Raw genomic sequence first — 15,274 nt, 5'->3', positions numbered from 1 at the left:
GAATAAGTCAATCATGAGTTTCATCGCTATTGTGCCAGCGCGTTTGGCTTCAACTCGTTTACCGAATAAGCCCTTAGCAGATATTGGTGGTAAGCCCATGGTGGTACGCACAGCAGAGCGCGCCATGCTATCTGGTGCAGCACAAGTGGTAGTGGCGACCGATCATGCGGATATCTTTGCAGCTTGTCGTGAACATGGTATTGCAGTGCAAATGACACGTTCCGATCATCCATCCGGCACCGATAGAATTGCGGAAGTCGCAGCAGCGATGGGCTTGTCCGATGATGCTGTGGTAGTGAATGTGCAAGGCGACGAACCTTTAATTGATCCAGCCTTAATTGCGGCGACCGCAGCTTTGGTGAATCCGCACACACCGATGGCGACAGCAGCGCATGCAATTCATACTGTACAAGATTTGTTTAATCCCAATGTCGTGAAAGTTGTGCTGGATAAAATGGGTCGGGCTTTGTATTTCTCGCGAGCGACTATGCCGTGGGCGCGTGATGCGTTTGCGCAAGACCAACAATCTATGCCGGATGGATATCAAGCTTTGCGACACATTGGTTTGTATGCATATCAAAATCAATTTTTGCAAACCTATCCTACATTGCCCATTTCTCCGCTAGAACAAATTGAAGCACTAGAACAATTGCGTGTGCTATGGAATGGAATCGCGATTGCGGTGCATGTCACTGAGCAAAGCCCTGCAGCTGGAGTCGATACGCTAGAGGATTTACAACGCGTCAGAACATTTTTTTGATCTTGTGAGAAAAAACCATGGTGTCGTTCTTGGAAAGCGTTTCAAGCGGAAAAAACTGTGGTAAATTTCGTAAAGAACAAAATAAATGACGGCGACCTTACTTCGCCTCGTAAAACAATAATCAAGCTTATTTCAAAAAATTATCATGTTTTGCAAATTACGATTTGCAAGACTTACAGAATATTAAACTCGTCTAGGAAATAAAAATGCGTCTTATTTTGTTGGGAGCACCCGGAGCAGGCAAGGGCACGCAAGCCAATTACATTAAGGAAAAATTCGGTATTCCACAAATCTCCACCGGAGACATGTTGCGTGCAGCGGTAAAAGCAGGAACACCGTTAGGCGTGGAAGCAAAAAAAGTGATGGATGCGGGTGGTTTGGTATCCGATGACATCATCATTGGTTTGGTCAAAGAACGTTTGAAACAAGATGACTGCGCAAATGGTTATTTGTTTGATGGCTTCCCAAGAACTACGCCACAAGCCGATGCGATGAAAGATGCAGGTGTCGCGATTGATTATGTGTTGGAAATTGATGTGCCAGATAGTGCGATCATCGAACGTATGAGTGGACGTCGCGTGCATCCAGGTTCTGGTCGCACATATCATGTGAAGTTTAATCCGCCAAAAGTCGAAGGCAAAGACGATGAAACTGGTGAAGATTTAGTACAGCGTGATGATGATAAAGAAGAGACCGTGCAAAAGCGTTTGTCGGTCTATCATAATCAAACGGAAGTCTTGGTTAGCTATTACGGTGATTGGGCAAAATCTGGTAAGCCAGGCGCGCCTAAGTATCGCAAAATTGCCGGCGTCGGGGCGGTTGATGCCATACGCGATGCGGCATTTGCGGCACTCGCAGAATAAAGAAAAGCGGACTTTGTGTCCGCTTTTTTTTGACCTTGGTATTGTGTTTTATATTATATTTAATCGTTGTCTTTTTTGATGGAGGTTCTCCCAAGCATTTTCTGTATTTGTTTTTTGTCCCAATACCAGATTCAGTTTTAAAAACAAAAATGTCTGTTGTTCTATTTCGCTTATTTCTATAAACGGTGTGATGCGTGCTAAGTGGCGTAAAGTCAAAAGCTTAGCGTAATCAACATCAACAAAAATTGGAGGCGTCAACATGGTATTAAGTCTGTGGATTGTTGTAGCGTGTGGAGTACTCGCAGTACTTTACGGTTTAATTACAAGAAGTTGGATTTTGAAACAGGATGCGGGAAATGCCCGTATGCAGGAAATTGCGACAGCGATTCAAGAAGGTGCCGCTGCGTATCTGGCGCGCCAATATAAAACGATCGCAATCGTTGGTTTGGTTTTATTCATTGCGATCGCGATTTTGCCTGGTCTGGGCATGATTACTGCGATTGGGTTTCTGATCGGTGCCGTGTTATCTGGCGCTTGCGGCTTCATCGGTATGAATGTGTCTGTGCGTGCCAATGTGCGTACCGCGCAGGCGGCGACCAAAGGTATGAATCAAGCCTTAGATGTTGCATTTAAAGGTGGCGCCATTACAGGTATGCTCGTTGCAGGCTTGGGTTTGCTCGGCGTCGCATTGTTTTATATGTACCTGAGCAGTGGTTCCGCAGGTGGTATGTCTCAGCATGAAGTGATCAAGCCATTGATTGGTTTGGCTTTCGGTGCTTCTCTGATTTCTATTTTTGCGCGTTTGGGCGGTGGTATCTTTACTAAAGGTGCCGACGTTGGCGCTGATTTGGTCGGTAAAGTTGAAGCTGGTATTCCGGAAGATGATCCACGTAATCCTGCGGTGATTGCCGATAATGTCGGTGACAATGTTGGTGACTGTGCGGGCATGGCGGCCGATTTGTTTGAGACTTATGTCGTTACCTTGATCGCGACCATGTTGCTCGGTGCTTTGATGGTGACGAATGCGGTAACAGAGGCGATTGTTTATCCACTGATGTTAGGAGCGGTATCGATCCCGGCTTCGATAGTTGGCTGTTCACTGGTCAAACATACACCCGGCAAAAAAATCATGTCAGCCCTGTACAAAGGTTTATGGTGGGCTGCTGGCTTGTCTTTAATTGGTTTCGTTGCAGTCACTTATATGCTTTTTAAAGATGACGTGATGCGTCAGCAAATGCTCGTCTCCGCCGTAGTTGGTATTGTTCTGACTGGTCTGATGGTCTACATCACTGAGTACTACACAGGCACCGATTTCAAACCAGTGCGTCATATTGCTGAAGCTTCTACGACAGGGCATGGTACAAATATTATCGCGGGTCTTGGCGTCTCGATGAAATCTACTGCGTATCCTGTGTTGGCGGTGTGTGTGGCGATTTTGGTGTCGTATAAATTTGGTGGCGGTTTGTATGGTATTGCGGTTGCTGCGACTTCGATGTTGTCGATGGCAGGCATTATCGTTGCCTTGGATGCCTATGGTCCGATTACTGATAATGCAGGTGGTATTGCAGAAATGTCAGGCATGGATGAGTCTGTGCGTGCGATTACCGATCCACTTGATGCTGTTGGTAACACGACTAAGGCGGTGACTAAGGGATATGCGATTGGCTCGGCTGGTTTGGCCGCATTGGTATTATTCGCCGATTACACGCATGCCTTGAGTTCAGTTGGGTTGGATGTGAAATTTGATTTGTCTGATCCACAGGTGATTGTCGGTTTGTTTATCGGTGGTTTGATTCCTTACTTGTTCGGTGCGATGGCGATGGAAGCCGTAGGGCGTGCGGCAGGTGCGGTCGTGGTGGAAGTGCGTCGTCAGTTCCGTGATATCAAAGGCATCATGGATGGCAGTGGTAAGCCTGAATACGATAAAGCCGTCGATATGTTGACAGCGTCGGCGATTAAGGAAATGATTTTGCCTTCCTTGTTGCCCGTGGTCGTCCCTATTTTAGTCGGTTTAACCTTGGGCCCTGCTGCTTTAGGCGGGATGTTGATGGGAACGATTATCACAGGCTTATTCGTCGCAATTTCGATGACAACCGGCGGTGGTGCTTGGGATAACGCTAAAAAATATATTGAGGATGGTCATTTCGGCGGCAAAGGTTCCGAGGCGCATAAAGCGGCGGTCACGGGTGATACGGTTGGCGATCCTTACAAAGATACAGCCGGACCTGCGGTCAATCCTTTGATTAAAATTATCAATATCGTTGCTTTACTATTAGTACCTTTGTTCCCTTTAGTTCCTTGGTTGAAAGCGCCAGTGCAAGCTGCGCCGGTGGTTTCACACAAAGCTGACGTCTTGCCACAGATAGAAGCACCGGTTGGGTTGGACGTTGTGAAAGTGAATGCGGCTTCTGCAAGTGAGGCCGCGTCGAAGTAAATGCTCCCTTGACTTGAGATAATAGGTTTTGGTGGTGAAATGGAAAGGCAGTGATTGTGACGCAATCGCTGCCTTTTTTATTGCGCGTGTATTTTTTACTTTCTACAAAGAGCGAAAAGTTGGATAATTGACGTTTACGTTAACGTCATTGTCATGACACTTAAATTTCGGGTGTTGCTGGCTTTTTGACGACATTCTTATTCAACTAAATTCACAGCAGAGGAAAGTATGCAAATTCAAAATAATGTCTTCATCATCACCGGCGGCGCATCTGGATTAGGCGAAGCTACAGCTCGCATGATTACCGCAAATGGCGGAAAAGTTGTGATTGCCGACGTGCAGGTAGAAGCAGGCCAAAAGCTAGCCGCAGAATTGAACGCTACTTTCGTTAAATGCGATGTGACGCAAGAAGCTGATGGTCAGGCTGTCGTTGCTGCGGCAACCGCAGCGGGCACATTGCGCGGCTTGATCAATTGCGCGGGCGTTGCCCCTGCTGTCAAAACCGTCGGCAAAGAGGGTGCACATCCTTTGGAATTGTTTCAACGCGTGGTGAATATCAACTTGGTTGGTACTTTTAACATGGCACGTTTGGCAGCAGAAGCAATGAGTAAAACTGATGCGATCCAAGATGAACGCGGCATCATTATTAACACAGCCTCTGTTGCAGCTTTCGACGGTCAAATGGGGCAGGCAGCTTATGCATCATCCAAAGCCGCTGTGGTTGGTTTGACCTTGCCAATGGCACGCGACTTGTCACGCAACGGCATTCGTGTGATGACGATTGCACCAGGTATCTTTGAAACGCCAATGTTGTTGGGTATGCCGCAAGAAGTGCAAGACGCTTTGGGCAAAATGGTACCGTTCCCATCTCGCTTGGGTAAGCCAAACGAATATGCTCAATTGGCAAAGTCTATCATTGAAAACATGATGCTCAATGGTGAAACGATTCGTCTCGATGGCGCAATTCGTATGCAGCCAAAATAAATCCTGAATTTGCGCTCCAAAAATCACACTTTATTGTTTTCTTGCAGACATTTGTGTTGTACACGAATACACTACAAGCATAGAAAAAGTTTGCTTTTTGGAGTCGAACAGGAATGAATAGTAATGCCAAGACTGGCTTAATTCTGACCGGAGGCGGTGCTCGTGCCGCCTATCAGGTTGGGGTATTGAAAGCGATCTCTGACATCTTGCTTGAGCAAGGGTGGAGTGCGAAAAAAAATCCATTTGGAATTATCTGCGGAACCTCAGCTGGCGCTATTAACGCAACCGCGCTGGCCTCTCGTGCAGACCATTTTCAAGAATCGGTGAACAGTATTCATCATGTATGGAGTCACTTCGAAGCTGCGCAAGTGTATCGCGCTGATTCTTTGGGCGTGATCCGTTCCGGTGCACGTTGGTTATCGATTATGTCGTTTGGCTGGTTGCTAAACAAATGGCGTAAATCGCCACCTGCGTCTTTACTCGATAATTCTCCACTGGCTGGTTTGTTGCATCGCATGTTAGACATGGAGCGCCTCGATCGGGCGTTTGAGACTGATGACTTGCAAGCACTGGCTGTCACCGCGTCGTCCTATACCACAGGACATCACCTGACTTTTTATCAAACCTTAAAAGATATTGCGCCTTGGGTTCGCAGTCAGCGATTGTCGCAGCGTGATTTTATAGGTGTTCAACACTTGCTGGCGTCATCTGCCATTCCTTTTATCTTTCCATCGATTCCCTTGAATTGGGGTGGGCATCTAGAATATTGTGGTGATGGATCTATGCGCCAATTGGCGCCAATTTCACCGGCAATTCATCTCGGCGCAAATAAGGTGTTGATTGTTGGCGCAGGTCGTTTGACCGAGCCGCCACGACAAAATTTTGAAACCGCAACTTATCCTAGCCTAGCTCAAATTGCAGGTCATGCCATGTCGAGTATTTTTTTAGATAGCTTGGCAGTGGATATTGAACGTTTGACACGGATTAATAAAACCTTGTCGATGTTACCTTCCGATTTGTTGGAAAAGACACCTCTGAAACCGGTCGACTTACTTGTTATCGCGCCATCCGAGCGCTTAGATGAAATTGCTAGCCGGCATACGCAAAGTTTGCCTTTGCCTGTTAGAACGATGCTTGGTGGAATTGGTGCGACAGATGTTCGTGGTGCTGCATTGGCATCTTATTTACTGTTTGAAGCAAGCTATACGCAAGAGCTGATTGCATTAGGCGTCAAAGATACATTGGCGATGAAGGAAGAGGTTATTCATTTTTTTCAGGCGCAATCAAGCAGCCAGCAGCATCGCCCCGAGTTAGTCGAAGTGCCTGCCTAACAATGTGCAGCAAGAAATTTGCTATGCTTTAAACATACGATTATGCTATCCGTTCTTTGATTTTTTAATTTTTGTATTAATTTTTGTTTTGATTCTTAATTTTTAATGAAATCGCATCTACGACAATTAGTTGTCATCCTCACTTTATGGTTGGGTGTCAGTTTTAGTATCTTTGCCAATGACAGCTCTCAAGTTCGAGTTCAGGATCTACCGGTGGAAGCACGTCAAACCCTGGCGTTGATCAAGCAAGGTGGCCCTTTCCCGTATGAGAAAGACGGTTCAGTGTTTGGGAACTTTGAAAGAATTTTGCCTAAACGACAGCGAGGATATTATCGTGAGTACACAGTCAAAACGCCCTATGCGCGCAATCGCGGGGCAAGACGTATCGTTGCTGGCGGTGAATCTTCATCGTTTCGCGAGTTTTATTACACCGCTGATCACTACGCTAGCTTTAAACGAATTAAAGAATAGGATTTACGCCAATCGTCCTAGCGTCGTTGTTGCCGCCTCGCCGTGCTTGAGCACGGTCTTTGTTGGCAATCCTGGCTGGAATAATGCTATGTGAGCACTAAATAAGCACTAAAAGAATATGTTTAATGCTTAAACTGTATTTTGAATACATAAGAAATGCATGAAAAAATGCATAAAAATATTAAATTTAGAATGAGGACGAAATGAGTTTGTTAAGTACGGTCAGCCCAAATGCGGTGCAGTCAATCAGAGCATTCAGAAGCTTAGATTTACAGGCAGAGGCGACAGCGACAGGTCAGCATTTCCTGTATGCCGACTGCAGTTATACACAAGACAAATTGCAGGTGCTAAGTTGCGTCGCCGATGCATTCGGTTTTCCTGAACATTTTGGACATAATTTTGACGCTCTTTATGATTGTTTAACTGATCTGGTCCATAAATCTGGCTCGCAAAATGGATTCGTCATTGTGGTAGAACACTTACCAAATACCGAACATTTTGATAAAGAACAGCGTGAAACTTTACTTGACGTATTTCGTGATGCCGCAGATTATTGGGCAAAAAAGAAAGTTGCATTCAGGGTTTTCTATTCGTTCGAATAGTTAATTTACTGATATTGGAAAAGCCTGATTTTAGTCAAATTCAGGCTTTTTACTTGGGCTTAGACCGCGACAGAGGTACAATGCCGCAATGAAAAAAATCGTCATCCTTATTTCTGGACGCGGTAGCAATATGCAAGCCATCGTCCAAGCCTCACAATCCCAACAATGGCCAGCACAAATCGCAGCAGTGATCAGTAATAAGCCTGATGCAGCTGGCTTGGTATATGCCGCTAGTCAAGGCATTCCTACCATGGTGGTGGAAAGCAAAGCCTTCCCGAATCGAGAAAGTTTTGATGCCGCGTTACAGCAGGCGATTGATAGTTTTCAAGCCGATTTAGTGGTGCTTGCTGGCTTCATGCGTATTTTGACGCCGCAATTCGTGCAGCATTATGAAAACCGCATTATGAATATCCATCCGTCTTTGCTACCTAGCTTTGTTGGCTTGCATACGCATCAGCAAGCTTTGGATGCGGGAGTCAAGTTTCATGGTGCGACGGTGCATTTCGTCACAGCTGAATTGGATCACGGACCTATCATTGATCAGGCTTGTGTACGGATCGAACATGGTGACACCGAAGACACCTTGGCGCAGAAATTACTCGTCAAAGAACATCAAATTTATCCACGCGCCGTGCGTTTATTCGTTGAAGGCAAATTAGTGGTTGAAGGCAATCGCGTGATTGTTAATGGATCAGAAGCAGATAGCTGCGCGATCTAATCGTATTTACAGAGGAAGAACATGAGATTACCACCAGCCATGATAGGCCATACCGAAGCCGTTTTGCGTGAAGTTTTGCGCTTTACAGGCCCTGCCGACGGCACTTTATCGCGCTACTTCAGAGAGAATCCACGTCTTGGTGGACGCGAGCGTGGTGTGATTGCCGAAGCGATTTACGGCTTATTGCGCAATAAGAGCGTGTACACCAGTTTTTCTGAATCTGGTACAGGCTCTGCGATGCGTCGCATCACTTTGTTAGGTTTGGCAGATGCCGTTGGTATCGATGCATTAGGTGGCCTGAGCGAAGAAGAAGACGTCTGGTTGCGTCGTGTGATGGAAATTGACCGTAGTCATTTACCGTTGGCATTGAAATCGAATATGCCAGAATGGTTGTGGCAAAAACTCTCGGCTAAATTTGGCGATGAAGAAGCCATGAAATTGGCAAGTGCATTGAATACACCCGCTTCTTTGGATTTGCGTGTAAATGCCTTGAAATCCAACCGGGAAGACGTGATCGCTTCTTTGGCACAGGCACCGATTTTGGCTGAAGCGACTCCGTACTCTGCACTGGGTTTGCGTATCATCAAAAAACCATCCATACAAAATCTACCTTTGTTTAAAGATGGCACCATCGAGGTGCAGGATGAAGGTAGCCAAGTGTTGGCGCAATTGCTAGGTGCGAAACGTGGTGAAATGGTCGCCGATTTCTGTGCTGGTGCAGGTGGCAAAACTTTGGCACTAGGCGCGGCGATGCGTAACACGGGTCGTTTATATGCCTTCGATATATCAGAAAAACGTCTGGCAAAATTGAAACCGCGTTTAGCACGCAGTGGTTTATCGAACGTGCATCCAGTGGTGATTGCGCATGAGCGTGATGCCAAGATCAAGCGTTTAGCCGGTAAGTTAGATCGTGTCTTAGTCGATGCTCCCTGCAGTGGCTTGGGCACTTTGCGTCGTAATCCTGACGTGAAATGGCGTCAGACTCAGGCTGGTGTCGCTGAGCTCAACGTCAAGCAGGCATCGATTTTGGATAGCGCTGCACGTCTGGTAAAAGGTGGCGGTCGCTTGGTGTATGCGACTTGCAGTATTCTCGATGAAGAAAATGAAGGCATCGTCGAGCAATTCTTAGCGACACATCCAGATTTCAGTTTGCTGCCAGCGTCCCAAGTATTGGAAGAACAAAAAATCCAGTTGGAGATGGGCGATTATTTGAAACTTTATCCGCATGTGCATAATACTGATGGCTTCTTTGCCGCCGTATTTCAGCGTAATAAAGTCGCCGCGAAAGCCGCTTCAGAGGAAAACGAAGTTGCAGATGTTGCTGAATAATTGATTGAATTTGGATTTTAGTTTTGTTTAAAGATTTTACTGCTGTCACCTCTCTATCTATGATGGAAACACATTCATTATCTCGGTTAATCGCTGAAATATCGGCAGACTTGGGCGACACAAGTCTGCTGTTTCAATTGATCGCATTAATGAGTTGCTTTTTGCTGGCATGGTTTCTGTCTCGAACCATTCAGCGTTATTTCGCGACGGTTGAACAGAGTTCTGGTGTTTTCAAGATTGGTGTTGAAAGTTTTTCGCGTGTTTTGTGGCCTTTGCTGGCCTTGGTTTTTTTGTTTTTCGCCAAGCTGATTCTTGGTAAATTTCAGCATACGGGCTTATTGAAACTGTTCTTTCCCATCCTTAGTTCTTTTGCCTTAATCCGTTTTAGTTTTTATGTGTTTCGACGGGCATTTGTTCGTGATGGTACGGTTGGAAACGCTTTACTGTTATTTGAAAAAGTATTTGCGACCCTGGTGTGGTTGGCCTTGGTGTTGCATTTTACCGGTATGTGGGAAAGCATTTTTCAAGCATTGGAAGAAATTATTCTGCCCATTGGTAAAAGCAAAGTTTCGCTGTTAGCGATATTGCAGGGTGTAGCGTCAGTTGCTTTAACAGTGGTGTTGGCATTGTGGATCAGTGCTTTGCTTGAAGCACGCTTGTTGTTAATCCCGAATATGCATTCGTCTTTGAGAGTCGTATTGTCGCGTTTAGGGCGTGCGATATTTATCTTGTTGGCGATTCTGATGAGCTTGTCTTTGGTTGGTATTGATTTGACAGTCTTATCGGTGTTCGGCGGTGCTTTGGGCGTTGGTTTAGGCTTAGGTTTGCAGCGCATTACTAGCAGCTATGTTTCCGGATTCATTATTTTGTTTGATCGCAGCTTATCGATTGGCGACATGATCACCGTTGATAAATTCAGTGGCGCAGTGACGCAAATCAATACGCGTTATACCGTTTTGAAAGGATCGGATGGCATAGAAGCGATTATTCCAAATGAAATGTTGGTGTCTAATCCGGTACAGAATCTATCCTTAACGGATAGGGCGGTGGTGTTGGTGACCGATTTTACGGTGGCATACGATACTGATTTGGATACTTTATTTCCTGCCTTGATTGAATTAGTGTCGCAAGTGCCTAGGGTGTCGTCGAATAACCCGCCATCGGCTTATTTATTGCGTTTCGGGGCGGATGGATTTGAACTACGTGTGAGCTTCTGGATCGAAGATCCGGAAAATGGTCGGACGAATGTTATCTCTGATGTGAATCGCGCGATTCTGGTATTGATTCGTGAGCGTGGTATCGAGTTACCGTTCCCGCAACGTGAAATAACTGTATTTCAGGCACAGGCGAAAGCTTAAGCTTGAATCAGCGTAGAATATTGATGGTTTTAAGAAATTTTTCTCAGTCATAAATTCTTAGTTAGAGTCGATGTCTGAATTGGTTTGACTGCATAGCGCATTAGGAGTTGTTATATCTTGAGTAATTTTATTGATTTAACCGTAGATTTTTTGAGTAACGGTTTTACACGTGCCACGGCTTGGCAAGTATTCATTTTTACAATGGTGGTCACCCATATCACGATTGCCAGTGTGACGATTTTTTTACATCGTTGCCAAGCGCATCGCGCATTGGAATTGCATGCGATTCCTAGTCACTTTTTCCGCTTTTGGTTGTGGTTAACGACTGGCCAAGTGACGAAAGAATGGGCGGCGGTACATCGTAAGCATCACGCTAAATGCGAGACGGAAGAAGATCCGCATAGTCCGGTAACGCGTGGTATTAAAAAAGTGTTGTTGGAAGGTGCGGAGTTATATCGTATTGAGTCTAAGAATTTAGAGACCATTAGTAAATATGGTCACGGTACACCAGATGACTGGATGGAGCGCAATGTGTACACGCGTTTTAGCTGGCAAGGTGTGGCCTTGATGTTAGTGATCAATTTTATGTTGTTCGGCGTAATTGGCATTACCGTGTGGGCGGTACAGATGATGTGGATTCCTGTGACTGCCGCTGGCATTATCAATGGTATCGGACACTACTGGGGGTATCGTAATTATGAGTGTGCAGATGCCGCGACGAATATTGTGCCTTGGGGTATTTTGATTGGTGGCGAAGAGCTACACAATAATCACCACACGTTTGGTACATCAGCAAAGTTGTCGTCGAAATGGTATGAATTCGATATCGGTTGGGGCTATATCCGCACTTTGGAAATCATAGGTTTGGCGAAAGTCAAAAAAGTAGCACCTCAGCCAAAATTTGAAGCGCCAAAGATGGTTGTGGATGTAGAAACTTTACAAGCGGTCATCGCGAATCGCTATGATGTGATGGCGAAATATGCCAAGTCGCTTAAAAAAACTTGGCGCGCAGAATTACAGCAATTACGTGAGAATGCGAAGTTAGAAAAGAGTTTTTTAAAAGCCGCGAAGAAGAGTTTGCAACGTGAACCAGCAAAGTTAGAAGCGCCACAGCAACAGCAATTAGTGGAGTTATTTGCACATAGCGCTGCGTTAAAAACGATGCACGATATGCGGGTGGAATTGAATGCGATTTGGGAACGATCAAGTGCAACGCGTGAACAATTAGTCGCGCAATTGCAAGACTGGTGTCAGCGTGCAGAAGCGTCTGGAATTAAGACTTTGCAAGAGTTCTCACTGCGTTTAAGAAGCTACGCTTAAGTATTTGATGGTTAGAAAAATGGCGCTGCGGCGCCATTTTTTACGTCTAGATTTTGCTAGTGCTAATTTTTTGTTTGAATCAAGTTAAGTGCATCTCTAGAAAACTAAACTTCGTCTAGATGCATCGTTATGAGAAAAATTGTATCCCTTACATATCGAATAAATGCAGTGGGCTAAATTTTTTCTTGCACTTAGCCTTACCTGGTACTTTGAATTTTTAGAGCTACTCTTAAAACATCAAATTGAATGGCGAAAAAAAACCTGCAAATTTGCAGGTTTTTTAGACATTCTACTGAAGCGAAAATCGCGTAAAGATTACTTGATTTTTGTTTCTTTGTAGATAACGTGCTTACGTGCCTTTGGATCAAACTTCATGATCTCCATTTTTTCAGGCATCGTACGTTTGTTTTTTGATGTCGTGTAGAAGTGACCTGTACCAGCAGTCGATTCTAATTTGATTTTGTCGCGACCAGATTTAGCCATGATATTTTCCTAAAAATAGTTTCTGCTTAAACTTTTTCGCCGCGAGCACGCATGTCAACCAAAACGGCATCGATACCGATTTTGTCAACTACACGCAAACCTGCGTTAGACAAACGCAGGGAAACCCAGCGATTTTCTGATTCTACGAAAAAGCGACGATTTTGCAGGTTAGGCAAAAAGCGACGTTTAGTTTTGTTGTTCGCATGGGAAACGTTGTTGCCAACCATTGGCCCCTTCCCAGTAACTTGGCATACACGCGCCATGTTTAGCTCCTTAATGATTTCCGAAATTGGAAAAAATGAGAGTATAGCCAAAAAACTTCGAAATATCAACGACTTGTGAAAAACAATTGTGTCTTTTATGATTTAATAGATTTAACAATTTGATTTCTACCTATGAAGAACTCAAATTTGACCATTTTCCGCAAATGAGTACACCGTGTTACTGGCAACAATAAAATGATCTAGTACACGGATATCAACCAGCGATAAGGCAGATTTCAGCGTTTGTGTCAGACTTAAATCTGCTTGACTTGGCTCTGCTGAACCTGATGGATGATTGTGGGCGAGGATAATGCTAGCAGCATTGTGTGCCAGTGCACTTTTGACGACTTCGCGTGGATAAACGCTGGCGTGACTTAAACTTCCTCTGGATAGTTCTTGCGCGGTGAGCAGACGGTTTTTAACGTCTAAGAACAAAACCGTAAAAGATTCATATTGCTTGTTGCCGATTTGCAGCTGCAGATATTGCTTTACCGCTTGTGGAGAAGACAGAGAGGAGTTGGTTTGTAACTCTTCCGAAATTGAGCGTTTTGCCAGTTCCAAAACCGCTTGTAACTGTGCATATTTAGCGCTTCCTAAGCCGTGTACTTTCGCAAATTCACTAAGATTGGCGCCAAACAAAGCACGCAAAGAACCAAATTGAGTGAGCATATCTCGACCAAGATCGACCGCACTTTTTCCTTTGACACCTACACGTAAAAAAACTGAGAGCAATTCAGCATCCGATAAAGCAGGGGCACCGTGTCTGATTAGTCGTTCGCGTGGACGTTGTTCTTCTGGCCAGTGATTGATTCCCATCGTATTTCTCACCTTTCCTTGGTTGCGGGCAAAGCATTTCCATCGGGACTGCCTTACAATAGCGCTTTGCATTGAAATGCATTCGATTAAAACTAAGTCTGAGTTAAGTTGAAAATATATTATGTCTGAAAAGTCTATACTTGTCGTTAACAATGGTGCATATTTGACTTTGCACTACCGTCTTGCCACATTGGATGGCGAAGATATTATTTCGACTTTTCACGAAAGTCCGGCAACTTTGCTGTTAGGACAGGGGCAATTAGCACCGAGTCTCGAAGATGCATTATTGGGATTGGAAGAAGGATCTCACACGACTCAGGAGTTGGCTCCTGAGCAGGCATTTGGCTTGCGTAATCCTGATTTGATTCAGCGCGTTTCTCTCAAAACGCTGCGTGAGAATTCGGCTTTTGGTGAGGAATTTAAAGTTGGTGATTTGATTGATTTCTCAGCGCCATCAGGTGGTAAGTTCGCAGGAGTTATTCAGGAGTTAGATGAAGAGTCGGCTTTATTTGATTTTAATCATCCGCTAGCAGGACAACGCGTGCTGTTCGAAACTAAAATTATCGGCATTTTGTGAGTCAAGCCATGAGTGAATTTAATCAAGAAATTTTATTGGCGCAACCGCGCGGTTTTTGTGCTGGTGTTGATCGTGCTATCGATATTGTGGAACTCGCTTTAGCGCAGTTTGGTGCGCCGATTTATGTGCGACATGAGATCGTACACAACGCCTATGTGGTGAATGATCTGCGTCAAAAAGGCGCAATTTTCATTGAAGAATTAGACGATGTTCCTGCTGGAAATACCTTAATTTTCTCGGCGCATGGTGTATCGCAAGCGATCCGGGAAGATGCCGAAAAGCGGGGTTTGAAAATATTTGATGCGACTTGTCCATTGGTCACAAAGGTGCATATAGAAGTATCGAAGATGCGCAAAGAGGGCCGTGAAATTATCATGATCGGTCATCAAGGGCATCCAGAAGTAGAAGGGACGATGGGGCAGAGTGAAGGTGGCATGTACTTGGTAGAGACGGTGGAAGATGTTGCGAATCTCAAGGTAACTGATCCCGCTTTACTTGCCTACGTATCACAGACAACCTTGTCAGTGGACGATACCGCGGATATTATCGCGGCGCTGAAAGCAAAATTCCCTCTGATTGCCGAACCGAAGAAGGGGGATATTTGTTATGCAACCACCAATCGGCAAGCTGCAGTCAAATTTATGGCACCGCAAGTTGATTTGGTGATCGTGGTAGGTAGTAAAAACAGTTCTAACTCCAATCGTCTGCGTGAAGTTGCAGAGAAAATGGGAACTACCGCTTACATGGTTGATAAAGCTGAGGACATTGATCCACATTGGCTGGAAAATTGTGTGCGTGTGGGCGTGACTGCGGGGGCCTCAGCACCTGAAATTCTGGTCAATCAGGTGATTGATCAACTCAAAGTGTTCGGTGTGAAAAGTGTGCGTGCTTTAGAAGGCGAGGAAGAGCATGTCACTTTCCCTTTACCTAAGGGATTAAGCCAGGCAGTGAAGGTTTAGGGTAAA

The 15,274-nt window shown here is 45.1% G+C and carries 16 protein-coding genes and 1 pseudogene; 13 read left to right on the top strand and 4 right to left on the bottom strand.

Annotated elements, in window-relative coordinates:
* Positions 1-13: 13 nt before the first annotated feature.
* Positions 14-760 carry a 3-deoxy-manno-octulosonate cytidylyltransferase gene (gene kdsB, locus H8K33_RS07005; protein WP_186890263.1) on the top strand — a complete coding sequence of 249 codons (747 nt, stop codon included), beginning with the start codon at positions 14-16 and terminating at the stop codon, positions 758-760.
* A gap of 206 nt (positions 761-966) precedes the next feature.
* Entirely contained in the window at positions 967-1,623 is a 657-nt protein-coding gene (adk, locus tag H8K33_RS07000; RefSeq protein WP_186890262.1) for an adenylate kinase, read from the top strand.
* A gap of 48 nt (positions 1,624-1,671) precedes the next feature.
* On the opposite strand, the gene H8K33_RS06995 is transcribed toward adk, so the two are convergent.
* Entirely contained in the window at positions 1,672-1,884 is a 213-nt protein-coding gene (locus H8K33_RS06995) for a hypothetical protein (protein WP_186890261.1), read from the bottom strand.
* Between H8K33_RS06995 and H8K33_RS06990 the strand changes: the two genes are divergently transcribed.
* The 9 genes and pseudogenes from H8K33_RS06990 (at position 1,883) to H8K33_RS06950 (ending at position 12,170) form a co-directional block, all read left to right on the top strand.
* Complete coding sequence (locus tag H8K33_RS06990; RefSeq protein ID WP_186890260.1) at positions 1,883-4,057, top strand: sodium-translocating pyrophosphatase; 2,175 nt, start codon at positions 1,883-1,885, stop codon at positions 4,055-4,057. The genes H8K33_RS06995 and H8K33_RS06990 overlap by 2 nt on opposite strands.
* Before the next feature lie 228 nt (positions 4,058-4,285).
* A complete protein-coding gene (locus tag H8K33_RS06985; RefSeq protein WP_186890259.1) occupies positions 4,286-5,041 on the top strand; it encodes a 3-hydroxyacyl-CoA dehydrogenase in 756 nt (251 codons plus the stop codon).
* 113 nt (positions 5,042-5,154) lie between these two features.
* Positions 5,155-6,372, top strand: a complete 1,218-nt coding sequence (locus H8K33_RS06980; protein ID WP_186890258.1) for a patatin-like phospholipase family protein — start codon at positions 5,155-5,157, stop codon at positions 6,370-6,372.
* Between the two features lie 105 nt (positions 6,373-6,477).
* Positions 6,478-6,843, top strand: coding sequence for a guanyl-specific ribonuclease (locus tag H8K33_RS06975; protein WP_186890257.1), 366 nt, complete (start codon positions 6,478-6,480; stop codon positions 6,841-6,843).
* Positions 6,844-7,037: 194 nt separating this feature from the next.
* Positions 7,038-7,445 (top strand): annotated as a pseudogene (locus H8K33_RS06970) (barstar family protein); the annotation flags it as partial.
* Between the two features lie 88 nt (positions 7,446-7,533).
* On the top strand, positions 7,534-8,163 hold the full coding sequence (gene purN, locus H8K33_RS06965; RefSeq protein WP_186890255.1) for a phosphoribosylglycinamide formyltransferase: 630 nt from the start codon (positions 7,534-7,536) through the stop codon (positions 8,161-8,163).
* A 21-nt stretch (positions 8,164-8,184) separates the two neighbouring features.
* Positions 8,185-9,492, top strand: a complete 1,308-nt coding sequence (locus H8K33_RS06960) for an RsmB/NOP family class I SAM-dependent RNA methyltransferase (protein WP_186890254.1) — start codon at positions 8,185-8,187, stop codon at positions 9,490-9,492.
* 59 nt (positions 9,493-9,551) lie between these two features.
* Positions 9,552-10,850, top strand: coding sequence for a mechanosensitive ion channel family protein (locus H8K33_RS06955; protein WP_186890253.1), 1,299 nt, complete (start codon positions 9,552-9,554; stop codon positions 10,848-10,850).
* A gap of 117 nt (positions 10,851-10,967) precedes the next feature.
* Positions 10,968-12,170, top strand: a complete 1,203-nt coding sequence (locus tag H8K33_RS06950) for a DesA family fatty acid desaturase (protein ID WP_222613319.1) — start codon at positions 10,968-10,970, stop codon at positions 12,168-12,170.
* Positions 12,171-12,485: 315 nt separating this feature from the next.
* Here the strand turns inward: H8K33_RS06950 and rpmG are convergent, their stop codons facing one another.
* The 3 genes from rpmG to radC all read right to left on the bottom strand — a co-directional run bounded on the left by rpmG (position 12,486) and on the right by radC (position 13,732).
* Positions 12,486-12,653: a 50S ribosomal protein L33 gene (gene rpmG / locus H8K33_RS06945; protein WP_110257750.1), complete on the bottom strand. Its 168-nt coding sequence runs from the start codon at positions 12,651-12,653 to the stop codon at positions 12,486-12,488.
* 26 nt (positions 12,654-12,679) lie between these two features.
* Entirely contained in the window at positions 12,680-12,916 is a 237-nt protein-coding gene (gene rpmB / locus H8K33_RS06940; protein ID WP_186890252.1) for a 50S ribosomal protein L28, read from the bottom strand.
* Between the two features lie 141 nt (positions 12,917-13,057).
* On the bottom strand, positions 13,058-13,732 hold the full coding sequence (radC, locus tag H8K33_RS06935; protein ID WP_186890251.1) for a RadC family protein: 675 nt from the start codon (positions 13,730-13,732) through the stop codon (positions 13,058-13,060).
* Positions 13,733-13,853: 121 nt separating this feature from the next.
* On the opposite strand from radC, the gene H8K33_RS06930 reads away from it, so the two are divergent.
* Entirely contained in the window at positions 13,854-14,309 is a 456-nt protein-coding gene (locus H8K33_RS06930; protein WP_186890250.1) for an FKBP-type peptidyl-prolyl cis-trans isomerase, read from the top strand.
* A gap of 8 nt (positions 14,310-14,317) precedes the next feature.
* Positions 14,318-15,268, top strand: a complete 951-nt coding sequence (gene ispH, locus H8K33_RS06925) for a 4-hydroxy-3-methylbut-2-enyl diphosphate reductase (protein WP_186890249.1) — start codon at positions 14,318-14,320, stop codon at positions 15,266-15,268.
* The last annotated feature ends 6 nt before the right edge of the window (positions 15,269-15,274 follow it).

It is taken from the genome of Affinundibacterium amnicola (assembly GCF_014284275.1).
GTDB classification, from domain to species: Bacteria; Pseudomonadota; Gammaproteobacteria; order Burkholderiales; family Burkholderiaceae_D; genus Undibacterium; species Undibacterium amnicola.
The sequence above is the reverse complement of the archived record's forward strand: the minus strand, read 5'-3'. Positions and strand labels throughout refer to the sequence as shown.

Bases quoted from the DNA above. Each gene is read 5' to 3' on its own strand.
- kdsB (WP_186890263.1), top strand. From the start codon at position 14: ATGAGTTTCATCGCTATTGTGCCAGCGCGTTTGGCTTCAACTCGTTTA.
- H8K33_RS06975 (WP_186890257.1), top strand. From the start codon at position 6,478: ATGAAATCGCATCTACGACAATTAGTTGTCATCCTCACTTTATGGTTG.
- H8K33_RS06955 (WP_186890253.1), top strand. From the start codon at position 9,552: ATGATGGAAACACATTCATTATCTCGGTTAATCGCTGAAATATCGGCA.
- purN (WP_186890255.1), top strand. From the start codon at position 7,534: ATGAAAAAAATCGTCATCCTTATTTCTGGACGCGGTAGCAATATGCAA.
- H8K33_RS06995 (WP_186890261.1), bottom strand. From the start codon at position 1,884: ATGTTGACGCCTCCAATTTTTGTTGATGTTGATTACGCTAAGCTTTTG.
- radC (WP_186890251.1), bottom strand. From the start codon at position 13,732: ATGGGAATCAATCACTGGCCAGAAGAACAACGTCCACGCGAACGACTA.
- adk (WP_186890262.1), top strand. From the start codon at position 967: ATGCGTCTTATTTTGTTGGGAGCACCCGGAGCAGGCAAGGGCACGCAA.
- H8K33_RS06960 (WP_186890254.1), top strand. From the start codon at position 8,185: ATGAGATTACCACCAGCCATGATAGGCCATACCGAAGCCGTTTTGCGT.
- rpmB (WP_186890252.1), bottom strand. From the start codon at position 12,916: ATGGCGCGTGTATGCCAAGTTACTGGGAAGGGGCCAATGGTTGGCAAC.
- rpmG (WP_110257750.1), bottom strand. From the start codon at position 12,653: ATGGCTAAATCTGGTCGCGACAAAATCAAATTAGAATCGACTGCTGGT.
- H8K33_RS06985 (WP_186890259.1), top strand. From the start codon at position 4,286: ATGCAAATTCAAAATAATGTCTTCATCATCACCGGCGGCGCATCTGGA.
- ispH (WP_186890249.1), top strand. From the start codon at position 14,318: ATGAGTGAATTTAATCAAGAAATTTTATTGGCGCAACCGCGCGGTTTT.
- H8K33_RS06930 (WP_186890250.1), top strand. From the start codon at position 13,854: ATGTCTGAAAAGTCTATACTTGTCGTTAACAATGGTGCATATTTGACT.
- H8K33_RS06990 (WP_186890260.1), top strand. From the start codon at position 1,883: ATGGTATTAAGTCTGTGGATTGTTGTAGCGTGTGGAGTACTCGCAGTA.
- H8K33_RS06980 (WP_186890258.1), top strand. From the start codon at position 5,155: ATGAATAGTAATGCCAAGACTGGCTTAATTCTGACCGGAGGCGGTGCT.